This is a genomic window from Arthrobacter sp. ISL-28 (assembly GCF_018613875.1).
Classification (GTDB): domain Bacteria; phylum Actinomycetota; class Actinomycetes; order Actinomycetales; family Micrococcaceae; genus Arthrobacter.
Genome location: NZ_JAGGPJ010000007.1, coordinates 356,833 through 372,112, shown reverse-complemented (window position 1 = coordinate 372,112; position 15,280 = coordinate 356,833). Strand labels below are relative to the sequence as shown.

At 66.1% G+C, this 15,280-nt stretch carries 16 protein-coding genes; 2 read left to right on the top strand and 14 right to left on the bottom strand.

Going from position 1 to position 15,280, the window contains the following annotated elements:
- Position 1 precedes the first annotated feature (1 nt).
- The 6 genes from pgsA to J7E80_RS23695 form a co-directional block, all read right to left on the bottom strand.
- Entirely contained in the window at positions 2–685 is a 684-nt protein-coding gene (gene pgsA, locus J7E80_RS06550) for a CDP-diacylglycerol--glycerol-3-phosphate 3-phosphatidyltransferase (protein WP_311380768.1), read from the bottom strand.
- Between the two features lie 9 nt (positions 686–694).
- The gene (locus J7E80_RS06545) at positions 695–3,610 is read right to left on the bottom strand and encodes a DNA translocase FtsK (protein ID WP_215050654.1); all 2,916 of its coding nucleotides are present in this window, start codon (positions 3,608–3,610) and stop codon (positions 695–697) included.
- Positions 3,611–3,705: 95 nt separating this feature from the next.
- The gene (locus J7E80_RS06540; RefSeq protein ID WP_215050653.1) at positions 3,706–5,397 is read right to left on the bottom strand and encodes a ribonuclease J; all 1,692 of its coding nucleotides are present in this window, start codon (positions 5,395–5,397) and stop codon (positions 3,706–3,708) included.
- Positions 5,398–5,439: 42 nt separating this feature from the next.
- Positions 5,440–6,348, bottom strand: coding sequence for a 4-hydroxy-tetrahydrodipicolinate synthase (gene dapA, locus J7E80_RS06535; RefSeq protein WP_215050652.1), 909 nt, complete (start codon positions 6,346–6,348; stop codon positions 5,440–5,442).
- 97 nt (positions 6,349–6,445) lie between these two features.
- Complete coding sequence (locus J7E80_RS06530; RefSeq protein ID WP_251036499.1) at positions 6,446–7,192, bottom strand: carbon-nitrogen hydrolase family protein; 747 nt, start codon at positions 7,190–7,192, stop codon at positions 6,446–6,448.
- A 70-nt stretch (positions 7,193–7,262) separates the two neighbouring features.
- Positions 7,263–7,763 carry a hypothetical protein gene (locus tag J7E80_RS23695; protein ID WP_251036498.1) on the bottom strand — a complete coding sequence of 167 codons (501 nt, stop codon included), beginning with the start codon at positions 7,761–7,763 and terminating at the stop codon, positions 7,263–7,265.
- Between the two features lie 166 nt (positions 7,764–7,929).
- Here J7E80_RS23695 and J7E80_RS06520 point away from each other — a divergent pair, with 166 nt between their 5' ends.
- Positions 7,930–9,165 (top strand): heparan-alpha-glucosaminide N-acetyltransferase domain-containing protein, encoded by a 1,236-nt coding sequence (locus J7E80_RS06520; protein WP_215050650.1) that lies wholly within the window; start codon positions 7,930–7,932, stop codon positions 9,163–9,165.
- Positions 9,166–9,191: 26 nt separating this feature from the next.
- On the opposite strand, the gene J7E80_RS06515 is transcribed toward J7E80_RS06520, so the two are convergent.
- Positions 9,192–9,680: a hypothetical protein gene (locus J7E80_RS06515; RefSeq protein ID WP_215050649.1), complete on the bottom strand. Its 489-nt coding sequence runs from the start codon at positions 9,678–9,680 to the stop codon at positions 9,192–9,194.
- A 6-nt stretch (positions 9,681–9,686) separates the two neighbouring features.
- A complete protein-coding gene (gene dapB, locus J7E80_RS06510) occupies positions 9,687–10,445 on the bottom strand; it encodes a 4-hydroxy-tetrahydrodipicolinate reductase (RefSeq protein WP_215050648.1) in 759 nt (252 codons plus the stop codon).
- Between the two features lie 222 nt (positions 10,446–10,667).
- Here dapB and J7E80_RS06505 point away from each other — a divergent pair, with 222 nt between their 5' ends.
- Complete coding sequence (locus tag J7E80_RS06505; protein WP_215050733.1) at positions 10,668–10,952, top strand: hypothetical protein; 285 nt, start codon at positions 10,668–10,670, stop codon at positions 10,950–10,952.
- A 15-nt stretch (positions 10,953–10,967) separates the two neighbouring features.
- Here the strand turns inward: J7E80_RS06505 and J7E80_RS06500 are convergent, their stop codons facing one another.
- The 6 genes from J7E80_RS06500 to glp form a co-directional block, all read right to left on the bottom strand.
- The gene (locus tag J7E80_RS06500) at positions 10,968–11,264 is read right to left on the bottom strand and encodes a hypothetical protein (RefSeq protein WP_215050647.1); all 297 of its coding nucleotides are present in this window, start codon (positions 11,262–11,264) and stop codon (positions 10,968–10,970) included.
- A 403-nt stretch (positions 11,265–11,667) separates the two neighbouring features.
- A complete protein-coding gene (locus tag J7E80_RS06495; RefSeq protein WP_215050646.1) occupies positions 11,668–12,426 on the bottom strand; it encodes a TipAS antibiotic-recognition domain-containing protein in 759 nt (252 codons plus the stop codon).
- A gap of 85 nt (positions 12,427–12,511) precedes the next feature.
- Positions 12,512–12,994 carry a molybdenum cofactor biosynthesis protein MoaE gene (locus J7E80_RS06490; RefSeq protein ID WP_215050645.1) on the bottom strand — a complete coding sequence of 161 codons (483 nt, stop codon included), beginning with the start codon at positions 12,992–12,994 and terminating at the stop codon, positions 12,512–12,514.
- Positions 12,984–13,508: a MogA/MoaB family molybdenum cofactor biosynthesis protein gene (locus J7E80_RS06485; protein ID WP_215050644.1), complete on the bottom strand. Its 525-nt coding sequence runs from the start codon at positions 13,506–13,508 to the stop codon at positions 12,984–12,986. The genes J7E80_RS06490 and J7E80_RS06485 overlap by 11 nt, the downstream gene beginning before the upstream one ends.
- Positions 13,505–13,999, bottom strand: a complete 495-nt coding sequence (moaC, locus tag J7E80_RS06480) for a cyclic pyranopterin monophosphate synthase MoaC (protein ID WP_215050643.1) — start codon at positions 13,997–13,999, stop codon at positions 13,505–13,507. Before moaC ends, J7E80_RS06485 begins: the two co-directional genes overlap by 4 nt.
- On the bottom strand, positions 13,987–15,270 hold the full coding sequence (gene glp / locus J7E80_RS06475; protein ID WP_215050642.1) for a gephyrin-like molybdotransferase Glp: 1,284 nt from the start codon (positions 15,268–15,270) through the stop codon (positions 13,987–13,989). The genes moaC and glp overlap by 13 nt, the downstream gene beginning before the upstream one ends.
- Between the last annotated feature and the right edge of the window lie 10 nt (positions 15,271–15,280).

Here is a 15,280-nt window from a genome sequence, read left to right as displayed (position 1 = left end):
GCTATCCCTCCTGTGCTTCGGGCTTGTGATTCTCCGTTGTCTGCTGTCCGTTCCCCGGCTGCTCCCCGACCCTGCGGCGCAGGCCCTGGGCGCGGACTTTCATCGCTTCAATGACGTATTCGACGCCGGTCCAGACTGTGATGAGCACTGCCACCAGCATGACGGCGAGTGCCGCCCAGCCCAGCCAAGGTGCGATGGCGGACAGCGGGAGGAGATAGAGGAAGATCGCGGCGGTCTGCACCACGGTCTTGAGCTTTCCGCCGCGGGAGGCGGGGATCACGCCGTAGCGGATGACGAAGAACCGCAGCGCCGTGATGCCCCATTCGCGGACGAGGATGACCACGGTGATCCACCAAGGCAGTTCGTCCAGGACGGACAGCATGACCAGGGCGGAGCCGATCAGCAGTTTGTCGGCAATGGGGTCGGCGATTTTTCCGAAGTCGGTGACCAGTCCGCGACTCCGGGCAATGTCGCCGTCGAGCTTGTCTGTGTAGATCGCGACGGCGAAGGCCGCCACGGCGGCCCACCGCCACGGGCCGGCTTCGCTCTGCAGTCCCGGGGCGTCAGCGACCAGGAACCACACAAAGAACGGCACCAGCACGATGCGGAGCATCGTAAGGATGTTGGGAAGATTCCAGATCCCGGAGCTGCTGGAGCCGGCCGCGGTCGCTTCGGTGCTAGTCACCCTCCTAGGCTACCGTCCGGTGAGGGACCAGGCGTCTTCGGATCCGTCCTCATCGTCGCCGGAACTGCCGTCGGCGCCGTCGTAGTACTCAACATTCTGGGTGCGGTTGTCCAGATCGGCGGCAACAAGGTCTTCTGCATAGCCGCCCTGCGCGACGTTGGCATTGGCGTTGTCGCTCAGGGCTGCGGTCTGTGAATCAGGCGCCGCCGGCATTTCCTGTCCCTTCATGGCGGCCAGCACCGTGGCGAGGTCATCCGGCTTGACCAGCACGTCGCGCGCCTTCGACCCTTCCGACGGACCCACCACTCCCCTGGACTCGAGGAGGTCCATCAGGCGGCCGGCCTTGGCGAATCCGACACGGAGTTTGCGCTGCAGCATCGACGTGGAGCCGAACTGCGTCGTAACCACCAGCTCGGTGGCCTGGAGGAGGACCTCGAGGTCGTCGCCGATGTCGTCGTCGATCTGCTTCTTCGGCGCTTCGGCGGCGACATCGTCCCGGTATACCGCCTTGAGCTGGCCCTTGACGTGCTCAACGACCTTATGGATCTCGGACTCGGTGACCCACGCGCCCTGCACACGCATGGCCTTGGAGGCGCCCATGGGCAGGAAGAGGGCGTCACCCTGGCCGATGAGCTTCTCGGCGCCGGGCTGGTCCAGGACCACGCGCGAGTCGGTCACGGACGAGGTCGCGAAGGCCATGCGCGAGGGAACGTTGGCCTTGATCAGTCCGGTGACCACGTCCACGGAAGGCCGCTGGGTGGCCAGGACCAGGTGGATGCCGGCGGCGCGCGCCAGCTGCGTAATCCGAACGATGGAGTCTTCGACGTCCCGCGGGGCCACCATCATGAGGTCGGCGAGTTCGTCCACGATCACCAGCAGATACGGGTAGGGCCGGATCACGCGCTTCGAATCCACCGGCGGATGGACTTTGCCCGCCCGGACGGCTTTGTTGAAGTCGTCGATGTGCTTGAAGCCGTAGTTCGCCAGGTCGTCGTAGCGGGCGTCCATTTCCCGGACCACCCACTGCAGGGCCTCGGCAGCCTTCTTCGGGTTGGTGATGATGGGCGTGATGAGGTGCGGCACTCCCTCGTAGGCCGTAAGTTCCACACGCTTGGGGTCGACCATGACCATACGGACCTCGTCCGGCGTGGAGCGCATGAGGATCGACGTGATCATCGAGTTCACAAACGAGGATTTACCGGCACCGGTGGCGCCGGCCACGAGGAGGTGGGGCATCTTGGCGAGGTTCGCCACGACGTAGCCGCCTTCCACGTCCTTGCCGACCCCCATCACCATGGGGTGGTCGGTGCGGCGAGCGTTCTGGCTGCGGAGGACGTCTCCCAGCGAGACGGTTTCGCGGTCGGTGTTGGGGATTTCGATGCCGATGGCGGACTTGCCGGGGATGGGGCTCAGGATGCGGACGTCCGAGCTGGCCACTGCGTAGGAGATGTTCTTGGACAGGGCGGTGACCCGCTCCACCTTGGTGCCTGGCGACAGTTCGATTTCGTAGCGGGTCACGGTGGGACCGCGGCTGAAGCCGGTGACCTGGGCGTCCACATTGAACTGGGTCAGCGTCTCGGTCAGGGAAGCCACGATGGCGTCGTTGGCTTCCGTGCGCTCCTTCGGAATGGACCCGGGAGTCAGCATGTCCGACGACGGCAGGGTGTACGTCACGTCCCCGGCCAGCGAAAGCTGCTCCGTACGCTGCGGGATCGGTGTGGGCAGCGGCGCGGGAGCCACCGGCCGGGAGGGAACCTGCGCCGCAGCCGGGGCACCGTTCAGTGAACCCGCCGCCACCATGCCCGGCGTCACCAGCGGGATGGCCTCCGTGGCATTGTCCTCGTATGCCGACTGCGCGCCCTGGGCGGAGTCCTTGGATTTGGACCCCAGGCCCTGGGCGGCCTTGATCTTCTCGACGGCGATCTCCGCCGGCGTGGGACGGCGGACACCGGGCGCCACGGCTGGGGAGCCGGTGCCGGACGGGCCGGCGTCATCGTCGATGACGGCGTGCTCGAAGGCTTCGTCGCCGACGTAGCCTTCCAGCCGGGGGTCGGAGTCCTCGTCCTTGCCGAAGAGCCGCTTGCGCTTCTTCTTCGGTGCTGCCGGGGCGCCGTTTTCGTAAAGGTAGCTGCGGTCGTGGCGGTCGCCGTCGTTGTCCTGGTCCTGGAGGTCGATGCCCATCAGGTGCTCATAGGCTTCCCGCAGGCGCCGCGGGATCGCACCGAAGGGCGTCGCCGTGACAATGAGCACGGACACGAACGCGAGCAGCCCGTACAGGGCCAGCGGCACGGCAGCGTGAATGGCGGCCAGCGGGGAGGCCGCCAGGAAGCCGAGCATGCCGCCTGCCCGGCGGAGGCCGTCGAAGCCATCGCTGACGGTAGGCTGGCCGCCGATCACGTGTGCGAGCCCGCAACCGGCGAAGGTCATGATCATGAAGCCTATGCCCACCCGGTTGTTGCCGCGGCCGTCGTCCGGCTGCCGGAACAGCCGGAAGGAGCAGACAAACAGCATGAGCGGGAGCACCAGGGACATCCAGCCAAAGGTGCCGTTGACGACCGCGTAGACGGCATCCGGGAACCAGCCCCGGAAACCCCACCACGCGAAGGTGGCGATGAAGACCGCCAGCGCGAGGTTGAACAACGCCGCACCGTCCCGGCGCTCTTCCGGTGCGAGATCACTGACGTCATGACCGATCCGCCGCACTCCCCCGCCCACGAGGTGCCCGATGCCTTGCCACGCGCCGCCTGCAATCCGCAACAGCCACGGCTGCTGCGGCTGGACGGCGGCCAGCTGGCGCGTGCGGGCGGTTCCGCCGGACGCGCCGGCCCGGCCGGATTTGGACGCCGCCGAACCGGCGCGGCCTGCGGAGGTGCCTGCTTTTGCTCTGGGGGTACGTTTTGGCGCGGGGGAAGTACGTGTGGCCATATGTGCCACGGTACTCCAACCAACGCCGGATTCCGCGGATTTTCGGGCCTTCGGGGGCTGTGTTCGCCGGCTCCCCGGGCCCGGACGCGGGCCTTTTAGGCCTCCAGGACCACCGGAATAATCATCGGACGGCGCCGCAGTTTGCGGTTGACCCAGGTTCCGACGATCCGGCGGACAGCCTGCTGAAGCTGGTGCGTGGTGTGGTCCGCGTTGTTCAGCACTGCCTCCTCGAGGGCGGCGTTGATCTTGGGAATGATGTCGTCGAAGACCGAATCATCCTCCGCGACGCCCCGTGCGTGGATCTCGGGACCCGAGACGACCTTGCCCGTGGCCCGGTTGATGACGGTGATGATGGAGATGAAGCCCTCATCGCCGAGGACGCGGCGGTCCTTGAGGTCGGCGTCGGTGATTTCGCCCACGCTGGAACCGTCCACATAGACGAAGCCGACCTCGATCTGGCCCACCACGTCGGCGCGGTGGTCCTTGAGGTCGATCACGGTGCCATTGTCCGCAAGGAGGATGCTGGCCTCGGGCACGCCCGATTCCTCGGCAATCTTGCCGTTCGCGATCAGGTGCCGGGTCTCGCCGTGCACAGGCATGGCGTTCAGCGGCTCAAGAATGTTGTAGCAGTACAGCAGCTCACCGGCCGCCGCGTGGCCGGACACGTGGACCTTGGCGTTGCCCTTGTGGATGACGTCGGCGCCGAGTTTCAGCAGCCCGTTGATGATGCGGAACACCGCGTTTTCGTTGCCGGGAATGAGGCTCGAAGCGAGGATAACGGTGTCACCGTGGCCCACCACCACCCGGTGGTCACCGTTGGCCATGCGGGACAGCGCGGCCATGGGCTCGCCCTGCGAGCCGGTGGACATCAGCACCACCTTGTTGTCCGGCAGGCTGTCGATGTTCTTCAGGTCCACGACGATGCCGTCCGGCACGTCCAGATACCCGAGCTTTGCAGCGATGGCCATGTTCCGGACCATGGAACGCCCTACAAACGCCACGCTGCGGCCATGTTTGGCCGCGGCGTCAAGGACCTGCTGCACACGGTGGACATGCGAGGAGAAGGACGCCACGATGATCCGCTTGGTGGCCTGTCCGAAGACCCGGTCCAGGGTGGGGCCGATCTCCTTTTCCGCGGTGGTGAAGCCGGGGACATCGGCGTTGGTGGAGTCAGACATGAACAGGTCCACGCCTTCTTCGCCGAGCTTGGCAAAGTGCCGGAGGTCCGTGATCCGCCCGTCCAGCGGGAGCTGGTCCATCTTGAAGTCGCCGGTGTGCAGCACAGTTCCGCCGGTGGTGCGGAGGAAGACAGCCAGCGCATCCGGGATCGAGTGGTTGACGGCAACGAACTCGCACTGGAACGGGCCGAACTGCTCCACCTGCCCTTCGGTCACCGTCAGGGTGTAGGGCCGGACGCGGTGTTCCTGCAGCTTGGCCTCGACCAGGGCGAGCGTCAGCTGCGAACCCACTAGCGGAATGTCGCTGCGGAGCCGCAGGAGGTACGGCACAGCGCCGATGTGGTCTTCGTGCCCGTGGGTCAGCACCACAGCAACGATGTCTTCCAGCCGGTCCTCTATGTAGGAAAAATCGGGCAGGATCAGGTCGACTCCGGGCTGGGTCTCCTCCGGAAAAAGGACACCGCAGTCAACGATCAGCAGCTTGCCGTCGATTTCGAAGACTGCCATGTTTCGGCCGATCTCGCCCAGTCCGCCCAGGGGAACGATCCGAAGGGTGCCTTCGGCAAGGCGGGGCGGCGTGACAAGGCCGGGTAGGGCAACTTGGGTCATAATGCACTTCTTTCCAGGCGGAAGAGTGCCGGTCTTAGTCCGTCAGGAATAGACCAGCCCTCCTTCCGCCAAATCCTCGCGGATGGTTTCGATCTCGGCTTCGTCCGGCTCCACGAGGGGCAAACGGACAATCGAGTTGGGCAGGACTCCCTGCCATTTAAGAATTTGCTTGGCCGCAACGGCCCCTTGGACGCGGGTCATCGTTGCACGCACCACGGGCTGAAGCTCGAAGTTTATCTTGCGGGCCGTTCCGAGATCGTTGGCATTGATGGCGTCGATGAGTTCCCGGAAGCGGCGGGTGGCGACGTGTGTTGTGACACCCACGAGTCCCACGGCGCCAAGGGCCATCCAGGGGAGGGTCAGTCCATCGTCCCCGGAGTAGAAGAGCAGGTCGGTCTCTGCCATGACCCGTGTGGCGGCAATAAAATCGGCCTTGGCGTCCTTGACGGCGACGATGTTCGGGTGCTGCGCGAGCCGGATCATGGTTTCGGGCGCGATCGGGATGGAGGAGCGGCCGGGGATGTCGTAAAGCATGACAGGCACATCGGTTGAGGACGCAACCGTCTCGAAGTGTGCGCGGACGCCGGCTTGGCTGGGCTTGTTGTAGTAGGGGGTGACAAGCAGGAGGCCGTCGACGCCGATGGAGGCGGCCCGCTGGGAAAGATGCACGGAGTGCGCTGTGTCGTTGGTCCCGGTACCGGCGATGATGGCGGCCCGTCCTCCGACAGCGTCCTTCACGGCGCGGAACATTCCGAGATTTTCCTCGTCGGTGAGGGTGGAGGTTTCCCCTGTGGTTCCGGTGACCACGAGTCCGTCGCAGCCGTCGTCCACCAGCTTGCTGGCCAGCTCCGCGGCCTGTTCGTAATCCACTGTGCCATCTTTGGTGAAGGGGGTGACCATGGCGGTCAGGAGGGTACCCAGAGCAGGAGTGTTCGCGGAATTGTCAGCCATGGGAAAAACGTTACCCTGTCACCCGCTCGTTAGGACAATGGCCGGCGCGTGATGCTGGTCAAACTCCGGCCGCCGCCACAATAATGGCGCCAGGCCGTCACATGGCCGGATGTCGGTACCGCTGGAGGGCGCCTCTTCGCAGAACTGCGGTGACCACTTCCGTTCCCGTGCCCGCTGCGTGCTGCATGACCAGGCCGTCCGGACCCCAGAATCCACTCAGGCCGCAGGACGGCCCCAGGGGTGTTTGGCCGCCAAGGTTGGCAAGGAGCGTGTACATGCGGTTGTCCATGGCACGGGCTCCCAGATGAAGGCCGAGCCGGGTCCCTTCGCCCTGGGTGTACAGCGCCGATACGGCGTAGAGGTCCGCGCCGGATCCGGCCGCGATATCCGAGTGGACGGGATGGGCGGCGTCGAAGCAGATGGCCAGGGCTACTTTCCAGCCGTCCAGCTCCAGGACTGCCGGACCAGGACCGGCAGTGAACATCGCGGCTTCCTCGCCGTGGAGGTGTGTTTTCAAGCCCGCTTCCTCCGATCCGTCCGGATGGACAACCACAGATGCCAGCCGCGGCGTGCCGTTTGCTTCCCGCAGGGCTGCGCCCACGACGGCGGTCACTCCCGTCCGGCGGCAAATCTCCCGGACAGCGCTGAGACGGGCATCGCCCGGGACAATCCACTCGTCGGCGTTCTGGAGCAACGGCAGATCGTAGCCGGTCAATGACAGTTCGGGGAAGATGACGAGCCTGGCGCCGTGGGAATCGGCGTCCTCGATAAGGCGGACATGCTCCGGCACATTGGACGCCACCCCGCCCTCCCTGGGCTGGTATTGAATGGCAGATACGGTCAAGGCTCCGGTCACTCCTCCATCCTAGGCAGGAGCAGACTGAGGGAGGATCCCCGCTAGGTCAGGATCGTGGCTAGGACGGCTCCCCGGCTGCAGGCTCCGTCCCCATGCAGTAGCGGCCAACAGCCGCTTCCCGCAGCGACTCCGCCCATGAGGCCAGCCGCTGCGCAGCCCGGACGTAATGGAACAGCTCCGTGGGTGTCAGCGCGTCAAGCTCAGTCTCCGATAGCCGGCGCGCCAGCTCCGGGCCGGGCGGCTGCGCCGACAGCGGGATTCCCTCGCAGCCCCACTGGACATCTTCGGCGGGCTGGCCTGTGACCAGCTGCCTGAACAGATAGTCCACGACGCCAGGACTCATCGCCTTCAGTGGTCCGTCATTACTGCGCGCCGCGGAGGGATGGCCCACCGGCCGGGTGCCATCAACACCCGGCCTGCCGGATGCCTCCGAGCCGCCTCTGGCGTCCTTGCTGGACTGCCGCGGCTCCTGGCTGAGCTGCCCGACATCCGGCCTCGGCCGGGATGCTTGCGTGCGCCCGGCCTCTGGCTCCAGCTGGTGTCCGGATGAGTTGATCATGCTGAAATAGTATTCGAACATATATTCGAATACAAGGCGCAGGGAGATCGGTTCCGGCACCGCTTTCGAGACGCTTCCAGCACCGACTCCCGCGCTCCCCCTGCCGGATACCGTGTGGTGCGAGGCCCCGCGGCAGCCTCACTTCGGAATGTGAGACGATCACATCATGACCTCGCGGAGCACGGCTGCATCGTCCAGAACAGCGAAAGGACCTGCAACCGGCAGCCGCCTCGCAGGCATCGATGCGGCCCGCGGCATCGCCCTTCTGGGCATGATGGCCACACATCTGCTGGCCACGTTTGAATCAGACGCCAGCATGACTCCCACCTGGATAGGCCTGACGTTTTCCGGCCGCGCAGCGGCCCTCTTCGCCGTCCTGGCGGGAATCGGGCTGGCACTGTCCACCGGCAAGCAGCGCCCCCTGGAAGGCACCGCCCTTTCAGGTGCCCGGCGGGGCATAGCCCTACGCGCCCTGGTGATCGCCGTCGTCGGCCTGGCCCTGGGCGGCCTTGAAGTCAACGTCGCCGTGATTCTGGTGCACTACGCCGTGCTCTTCCTGTGCGTTCTGCCGTTCCTCGGACTGCGGCTAAAGGCCCTCTGTGCCTGGGCCGCAGCCTGGATCCTCGGCTCCCCTGTACTGGCCTTCTTGCTGCGGCCGTGGCTAATGGCTGCCGATCGGCCCCTGCAGCTGAATCACAACCCGGGATGGGAAGACCTGTCCACGCCCGGCCAACTGCTCGGCGACCTGTTCCTGACGGGCTATTACCCGGTCTTCCAGTGGCTGTCGTATCTGCTGGTTGGGCTCATCATCGGCCGGCTGGCGCTGACGACGGCGTTCCTCCCCATGCTGCTGCTGGCCGGCGGTACGGTTGTGGCTGCCGTCGCCAAGATTCTGGGCACGGCCGCCATGGAGGAATGGGGCGGCCGCGCCGCCTTGCAGGAGACCCTCTCGGATCCCAGCTATCCGCTGGACAGCCTCCTGCAGGTCAATCTCTCCGGGGTCCGGCAGGAAGGGTCGTGGTGGTGGCTGGCGTCGAGCGCACCGCATTCGGGGACCACGCTCGACCTGCTGCATACCAGCGGCGTGGCGGTGGCCGTCGTCGGGCTTTGCCTCTTGGTGGGCCGGCTCGGGGACTGGCTGGATCTGGATCTGCTGCTGCCGCTTCGCGGCGCCGGGGCGATGACGCTGACTCTCTACACGCTCCACGTGTGCGTGGTGGCGTCGTTCCATCTCAAGCCGCTGCCGCCGGGCTGGACCGAGGACGGAATGTACTTTGCCCATGCCGCGCTCGCCGTGCTGATCGGGATGGCCTTCGCCTTCCTGAAGAAGCGCGGCCCCCTCGAATGGCTGGGCCACGCCGCGAACCAGGTGGGCCGGCACGAGCCGGACAGGGTCCGCTAGGCAGCTCTGACGTCCGCTGGGGAGCCCTAACGCGCCAGGGCGCCTTTCGACGCCCGGAAGAGCCGCACAGCGTCGCGCATCGAAGAACGGGCACGCTTGCGGTCGCCGGCAGCGTCGTACGCACAGCTGAGCCGGAACCAGGAACGCCAGTCGTCCGGAGCCGCTTCCGTTTCCGCCCGGTACTTCTCAAACTCCTGGTCGGCGGCGGCACGGACGATCCTGCCCGCCGGGGTGCGGGGCAGGGCATCAACGGGCAGGCCGCCTTCGGCCTCGAGAACCCGCGCCATCTGTTCTGTGCGGGCACCAAACAGCAACTCGCGGATCAGGGCCCAAGCGCCGATGACAGGCAGGACCAGGTAGCCTGCGCCGATGGCCTTGGCCACCGGCTCGGCATCCGTCAGCAGCAGCACGGAACGCTGGAATGACACGACGAGGTAGAAGACCAGAAGAAGCGTCACCGCGCCCACCCAGATTTTGGTGCGGTTCTTCTTCAACTGGCCGAAGATACTCTTCACGATTTTCTACAGCCCCAGATCCAGGTAACCGTCCAGGCCAACCGTCAAGCCCGGGTGATGCGCAACGTTCCGCACGCCCAGGAGAACGCCCGGCATGAAGGAGGCGCGGTCGAACGAATCATGCCGGAAGGTCAGCTGCTCCCCCGGTCCGCCAAGCAGGACCTCCTGGTGCGCCACCAGGCCGCGCAGCCGGACGCTGTGCACGCGGACGCCGTCAACGTCGCATCCCCGGGCCCCGGCGAGCTCGCTGGTGGTGGCGTCCGGGCTGGGCTCCAGGCCGGCCGCTACCCGCTCTGCTGCTATCAGTTGGGCGGTGCGGACCGCCGTGCCGGAGGGCGCATCAACTTTGTCAGGGTGGTGGAGCTCGATGATTTCCACTGACTCAAAGTACTTGGAAGCCTTGGCGGCAAAGGCCGAGGCCAGAACCGATCCAAGGGCAAAGTTCGGGGCAATCAGGACGCCCACGCCCTGGTGGGCGGCCAGGAGTGAACCAAGGTTCTCAAGGCGGCCTGCGTCCCAACCGGTGGTGCCAACGATGGCGTGCATGCCGTTTTCGACGGCGAAGCGGACATTCGCCTCGGTGCTCTCCGGTACGGTCAAATCCACGACGTACCGGGCACCGGAGGTCAGCAGCGTGTCCAGGGAATCGCCCCGCCCCAAGGCGGCCACGAGCTTCATATCGGGAGCGGACTCCACGGCCTTGACGGCTTCGGCGCCCATGCGCCCATTAGCGCCCAGAACGGCGACAGCGAGTTGTTCGATCATGGATTCAACCCTACCTTTCGCCCGGCCGGCGGACGGAACAGGGCACCATGCATTACCTCACGCACTGCACTGGAGGCGCCCCGGCAAAGCAGCTGGCGGGCCGGACGGGATGGCATATGAGAAGACTCTCAGACGAGTCTCATTCGTGCCTCACGTTCGCCACGCATGATGGAAGAAGCCAGATGACAGGATCGAGACTTCAACGAGCAAAAGGAGGCCGAAATGCGTATGGGTATCAGCTACCTGCAGCACGAACCATTAGCCCCACAGCAATGGGAAGTCGCCGAACCTCAGGCGGTTTCTTGCGTCCAGCGGGGCAACCCGGAACTTCGCCAGCAGATCGTGGATATCATCCTGGATGTCCTCTCCGATACGGAGCCCGTACGGCCCGAGGTCCGTGTCCGCCTGCTTCAGCACTTGGCTGAGAACCCGGGACATCCGGAACGGGCACTCTTGGATCATCTTCGGGATGCGGAAATCCGGCCCGACGCCTTTGAGGCCCCGTAACCGTCGCCAGCAGCCTCAGGGACCCTCGAAATCCAGGATATGTGAGAGCAGGGCCCGCTCCGGGTGTCCCGGGTTGTTCATCAGCTGCCACAACAGTCGGCGCCGAACCTCCGGCGGCGTCGCTGTCCCGGAGATGACGTCAGCAATGATGTCCAGGACCTGTCCGCGCAGGGACGGCTCCGCCGGGAAGCCGTTCCCCGGGATGCTACTTTTCTGGCCGTTCTCCCGAGCCGCCGCTCTGGAGGCACGCCCTTGCAGCTGAATCGAGGCGGCAAGGCCTTGGACCTCAGTGTTGGGTTCTCCCGGCTTCATTGGCCCACTCCTTTCTCCAGCAGCGGCCGGGAAGCCCCTTCGCCTGCTGACCTGCGACCCGGCCGGACAAGGCGTCCGGCGTGCCGGAAAGGGCTGCCAGTCGTGATGGCTGGCTTCCTTTCCCGGCCCCCGCCATCGTGCCTGACTTCTGCTACAGAAAGCCGGTCCTGGGAGCCCCCACGCGGAGCCCCCTGCCCCCTACGCGCGGGAGGTACCCCCAAGAAGGGTCGATTGGCGGACCACGGGCCGGGGTGCGGTGCAGGCTTTCCCCAAGTCGCTGCCGCGAGACTTGGAGTGTCCTGAAGTTCAAGGTAGCCGCGTACCTCGTCAGCAGGACGGCCGGGTCCGGACGCACTTACTCCTGATGCGCCGGGCCCGGCCACACTCCTCGGTGCTGCCGGTCCTAGAGGTGCTTTTGGGCATAGATGCGAAGGGCCTCGCGAACAAAGCCGGCCCCGGCCTTCCCGCCGTAATTGGCCGCGAAACGCGCATCCGCCACGTACATCTCGCCCAGGCCCGTCACATACCCCTTCGTGTCGCCTCCCGGGGCCGACGCCGGCGTGCCGGGAATCGCCGACAGCCATTCAACGTGGCGCCTGGCCAGCTCCTGTGCCTCAACGCTGTCCGCTGCGGCACCGGACCCGGCTGCGCGGGCCCAGTCGCTGCCGAGCTGTTCTGAGGCCTGTTTCCAAGCCTTCTTCTCCTCGTTGCTCAGCCCCCGCCACCAGGCATCCCCCTGCGCGTAGGCGTCCCTGCCCCACCGTTCCTCGACCTCGTCTTTGTACTGCGTGTAGTCAAAGCCGTCGAACATTTTTTCAGCCACGAGCTCTCCATCTCCTTTCAATGATTCAAGGGTTTGACGGACGGAAGCGGCCTGCCTGGCCAGCCGTTCCTGCTCCTGCTGCAGCCATTCAAGGTGTCCGCCGAGAGCCCTGACGGCATCCGTCTCGTGCCGGAGCACCTCAGAAATGACCGGCAGGCCGAGTCCCAGCTGACGCAGAAGGAGGATGCGCTGCAACTGTACGAGGGCACCGGAATCGTAGTACCGGTAGCCGTTGTGACCCGTCCGGCTCGGCCTGAGCAGCCCGATGTCGTCGTAGTGGCGCAGCGTGCGGCTCGTTGTGCCGGCGATCTTTGCTATTTCCTGGATGGACCAGTCCACGCGTCCTCCCTTGCCCGCCTGCGGCCGGTCGTTCCGTTCCGCTAAGGCGACTCTAAAGGTTGACGTAACGGAAGGGTCAAGGTCCTCAGGCTCCGGCCCCGACCCACTCGACGGTTCCGTCGGTGAAGAACTGTTCCTTCCAGATGGGAACCTGTTCTTTGATCCGGTCCACCAGTTCGGAGCACACGGCGAATGCCTGCCCGCGGTGCGCAGCCGCGACGGCGCAGACCAAGGCAGGGTCGCCGATTTTCAGGGACCCTGTCCGGTGCGCTGCCCAGATCCGCACGGGCGTGCCCGGCTCCCCGCCGTCGTCGCCGGAGTGTTCGGCCACAAGCTTCGCCACGACGTCGGCGAGGACCTGGTGCGCCGTGGGGTGGGCGGTGTAGCTCAGCCGCTCAACGGCCTTGCCGCCGTCATGGTTCCGTACCACTCCGCTGAAGCTGACCACTGCCCCTGCACTCTCCGATTCCACGGCCGCGATGGCCTGGTCAACGGAGATCGGCTCCTCGCTCAGCACCGCATGCACCACTTCGAATGACTGCTGGCTAAATGACTGTTCAGTGCCCATGTCCGCCCTCCAACTGGTCGCAGAGATGCCCGATCACCGGGTCCAGCACGGACAGGCCGTCCATGACACCTTTGGGCGATCCGGGAAGATTAACGATGAATGTCCTGCCCGCCGCTCCGGCGTGGCCGCGGCTGAGCATTGCAAGGGGAGTTTTTCCGATGCCCGCCTGCCGGATCCCTTCCATGATGCCGGGAATTTCCCGGTCCAGGAACGGAAGGGTCATCTCCGGCGTCCGGTCGTCGGGGCTGAGCCCCGTGCCGCCGCTGGTGATGACGACGGCGGGCTGCTGGGTGAGCAGCGCCCTGATAGCTGCGCCCACGGGCTCGCCGTCGGGAACCACCATGGCAGGGAAAGTCTCAAACCCGTGCTCAGTGAGCCAGTCGGTGATCACCGGCCCGGTCTCGTCCTGATAGAAGCCGGCGGCGGCACGTGTTGAGGCAATGACCACTCCGGCCTTTCGGCCCTGCACCTCGCCGTGGACGTGCGGTTCCGGGGTTCCTCCGAAGGTGCTCACAGTGTCCAGTCCCCGCTCTTGCCGCCGCTTTTGGCGAGGACCCTGATGTCGGTCAGGACCGCATGCTTGTCCACGGCCTTGATCATGTCGTAGACGCTGAGGGCAGCGACGGAGGCGGCGGTCAGCGCCTCCATCTCGACGCCGGTGACGCCCCTGGTCTTGACCGTGGCCAGAATTTCCACGGCCTCGGGACCAAGGTCAAAGTCGACAGTGACCTTGGAAATCGGCAGCGGGTGGCACAGCGGTATCAGCTCCGGGGTCTTCTTTGCCGCCATGATGCCGGCAACGCGCGCCACGGCCAGGGCATCACCTTTGGGCAGACCGCCCGTCCCCAGCAGGGCCAGGACCTCCGCGGTGCTGCGGACCGTCGCGGTGGCCGTCGCCTCCCGCGTGGTCTCCGGTTTTCCTGAAACATCCACCATTTGGGCACTGCCGTCGCTGCGCAAGTGCGTCAACCCGGCCTGGTCATTTTCTGCAGTCACAACATCCATACTTCCACTTCGGCGCCCTCGGCGAGCGCAGACGTTCCTTCCGGCACATGGACCAAGGCATTCGAGTGTGCGAGCGCCCTGACCAGATGCGAGCTTTCGCCGCCTTCAAGGCGCACAGTGCCGTCCGGCAGCAGGGTTCCCCGCCGAACCTGGTGCTTGCCGGCCGGCGATGTCAGAGGCTGGCCGAGCCGGGCGCGGACCAGCGTCCTCGCCGCGGGCGAGCCGAACAATTCGCTGAGGACGGGCCGCAGGAACATCTCAAACGACACGAGGCAGCTGACCGGGTTACCCGGAAACGCCAGGAGCGGGACGCCGTCGAAGCGTCCGATGCCCTGCGGACCGCCGGGCTGCATCGCCACATGCTGAAAGGCCACATCCTGGCCGTCCATGGCCTGCCGCACCACTTCGTAGGCGCCCTTGCTGACTCCCCCGGTGGTCACGATGAGATCCACCTCGGTGAGGTGGCGACTGAGCAGGCGGCGGAGAGCAACCGGCTCATCCGTTGAAATGCCGGCCCTGATGACGCTGAGCCCGGCCTGCCGCAGCGAGGATTGCAGCAGCGTGCCGTTGGAATCGTAGATCTTGCCGGCTTCAAGCTGTCCGCCGGGTTCCACCACTTCATCCCCCGTGGTGACAAGGAGGACGGTGAGTGCCCGGTGAACCAGGACGTCCGGCATGCCCAGCGCGGCGATCAGCCCCAGCTGGCCGGGGCCCAGGAAGGTTCCTGCGGACAGGGCGCGGTCTCCCGCCTCGATATCGCTTCCGGCCGCCCGGACGTATGTGCCAGCTGCGGCCGGAGGGACCCGCACGGCGGCCTCTTCGCCTGGTACCGGGAAACTGGCGGGAACCGCCCGCTCAACGGGTACGACGGCGTCAGCCCCCTGGGGGAGCATGGCACCTGTCATGATCGGGGCCGCCGTTCCCGGTTGCAGGGGGGCGGGACTGGCGCCAGCGGGAACGGGAGCGACGACGCGCAGCTCCCCGCCGCCGTCGGGCACGTCTTCGGTGCGGATGGCAAAGCCGTCCATCTGCGAGTTCGCAAAGGGCGGCAGGCTCAGTGGCGCAGTGATGTCTTCCGCCAGCCCGCGTCCCAGGGCATCGCCGAGGGGAAGCCGCTCGGTACGCCCGGCCGACAGCAGCGGCTTCAGGAGGTCCCGGACGGCCTGGCGGTGCTCCGCCACGCTCCGGTGCCCGTGGGCCGTGTGCGCGGTTTCCGGGGCCGGAGAGGGGATGCCGGTGGCAGTGGCGTGCGGCTGCGTATGGCTGTGCATGGTCCTGCCT

Coding starts and splice junctions, on each gene's coding strand:
- J7E80_RS06540 (WP_215050653.1), bottom strand. CDS start 5,397: ATGACCCAAGTTGCCCTACCCGGCCTTGTCACGCCGCCCCGCCTTGCC.
- dapA (WP_215050652.1), bottom strand. CDS start 6,348: ATGGCTGACAATTCCGCGAACACTCCTGCTCTGGGTACCCTCCTGACC.
- moaC (WP_215050643.1), bottom strand. CDS start 13,999: ATGGATGTTGTGACTGCAGAAAATGACCAGGCCGGGTTGACGCACTTG.
- J7E80_RS06505 (WP_215050733.1), top strand. CDS start 10,668: ATGCGTATGGGTATCAGCTACCTGCAGCACGAACCATTAGCCCCACAG.
- J7E80_RS23695 (WP_251036498.1), bottom strand. CDS start 7,763: ATGATCAACTCATCCGGACACCAGCTGGAGCCAGAGGCCGGGCGCACG.
- glp (WP_215050642.1), bottom strand. CDS start 15,270: ATGCACAGCCATACGCAGCCGCACGCCACTGCCACCGGCATCCCCTCT.
- J7E80_RS06490 (WP_215050645.1), bottom strand. CDS start 12,994: ATGGGCACTGAACAGTCATTTAGCCAGCAGTCATTCGAAGTGGTGCAT.
- dapB (WP_215050648.1), bottom strand. CDS start 10,445: ATGATCGAACAACTCGCTGTCGCCGTTCTGGGCGCTAATGGGCGCATG.
- J7E80_RS06520 (WP_215050650.1), top strand. CDS start 7,930: ATGACCTCGCGGAGCACGGCTGCATCGTCCAGAACAGCGAAAGGACCT.
- J7E80_RS06545 (WP_215050654.1), bottom strand. CDS start 3,610: ATGGCCACACGTACTTCCCCCGCGCCAAAACGTACCCCCAGAGCAAAA.
- J7E80_RS06500 (WP_215050647.1), bottom strand. CDS start 11,264: ATGAAGCCGGGAGAACCCAACACTGAGGTCCAAGGCCTTGCCGCCTCG.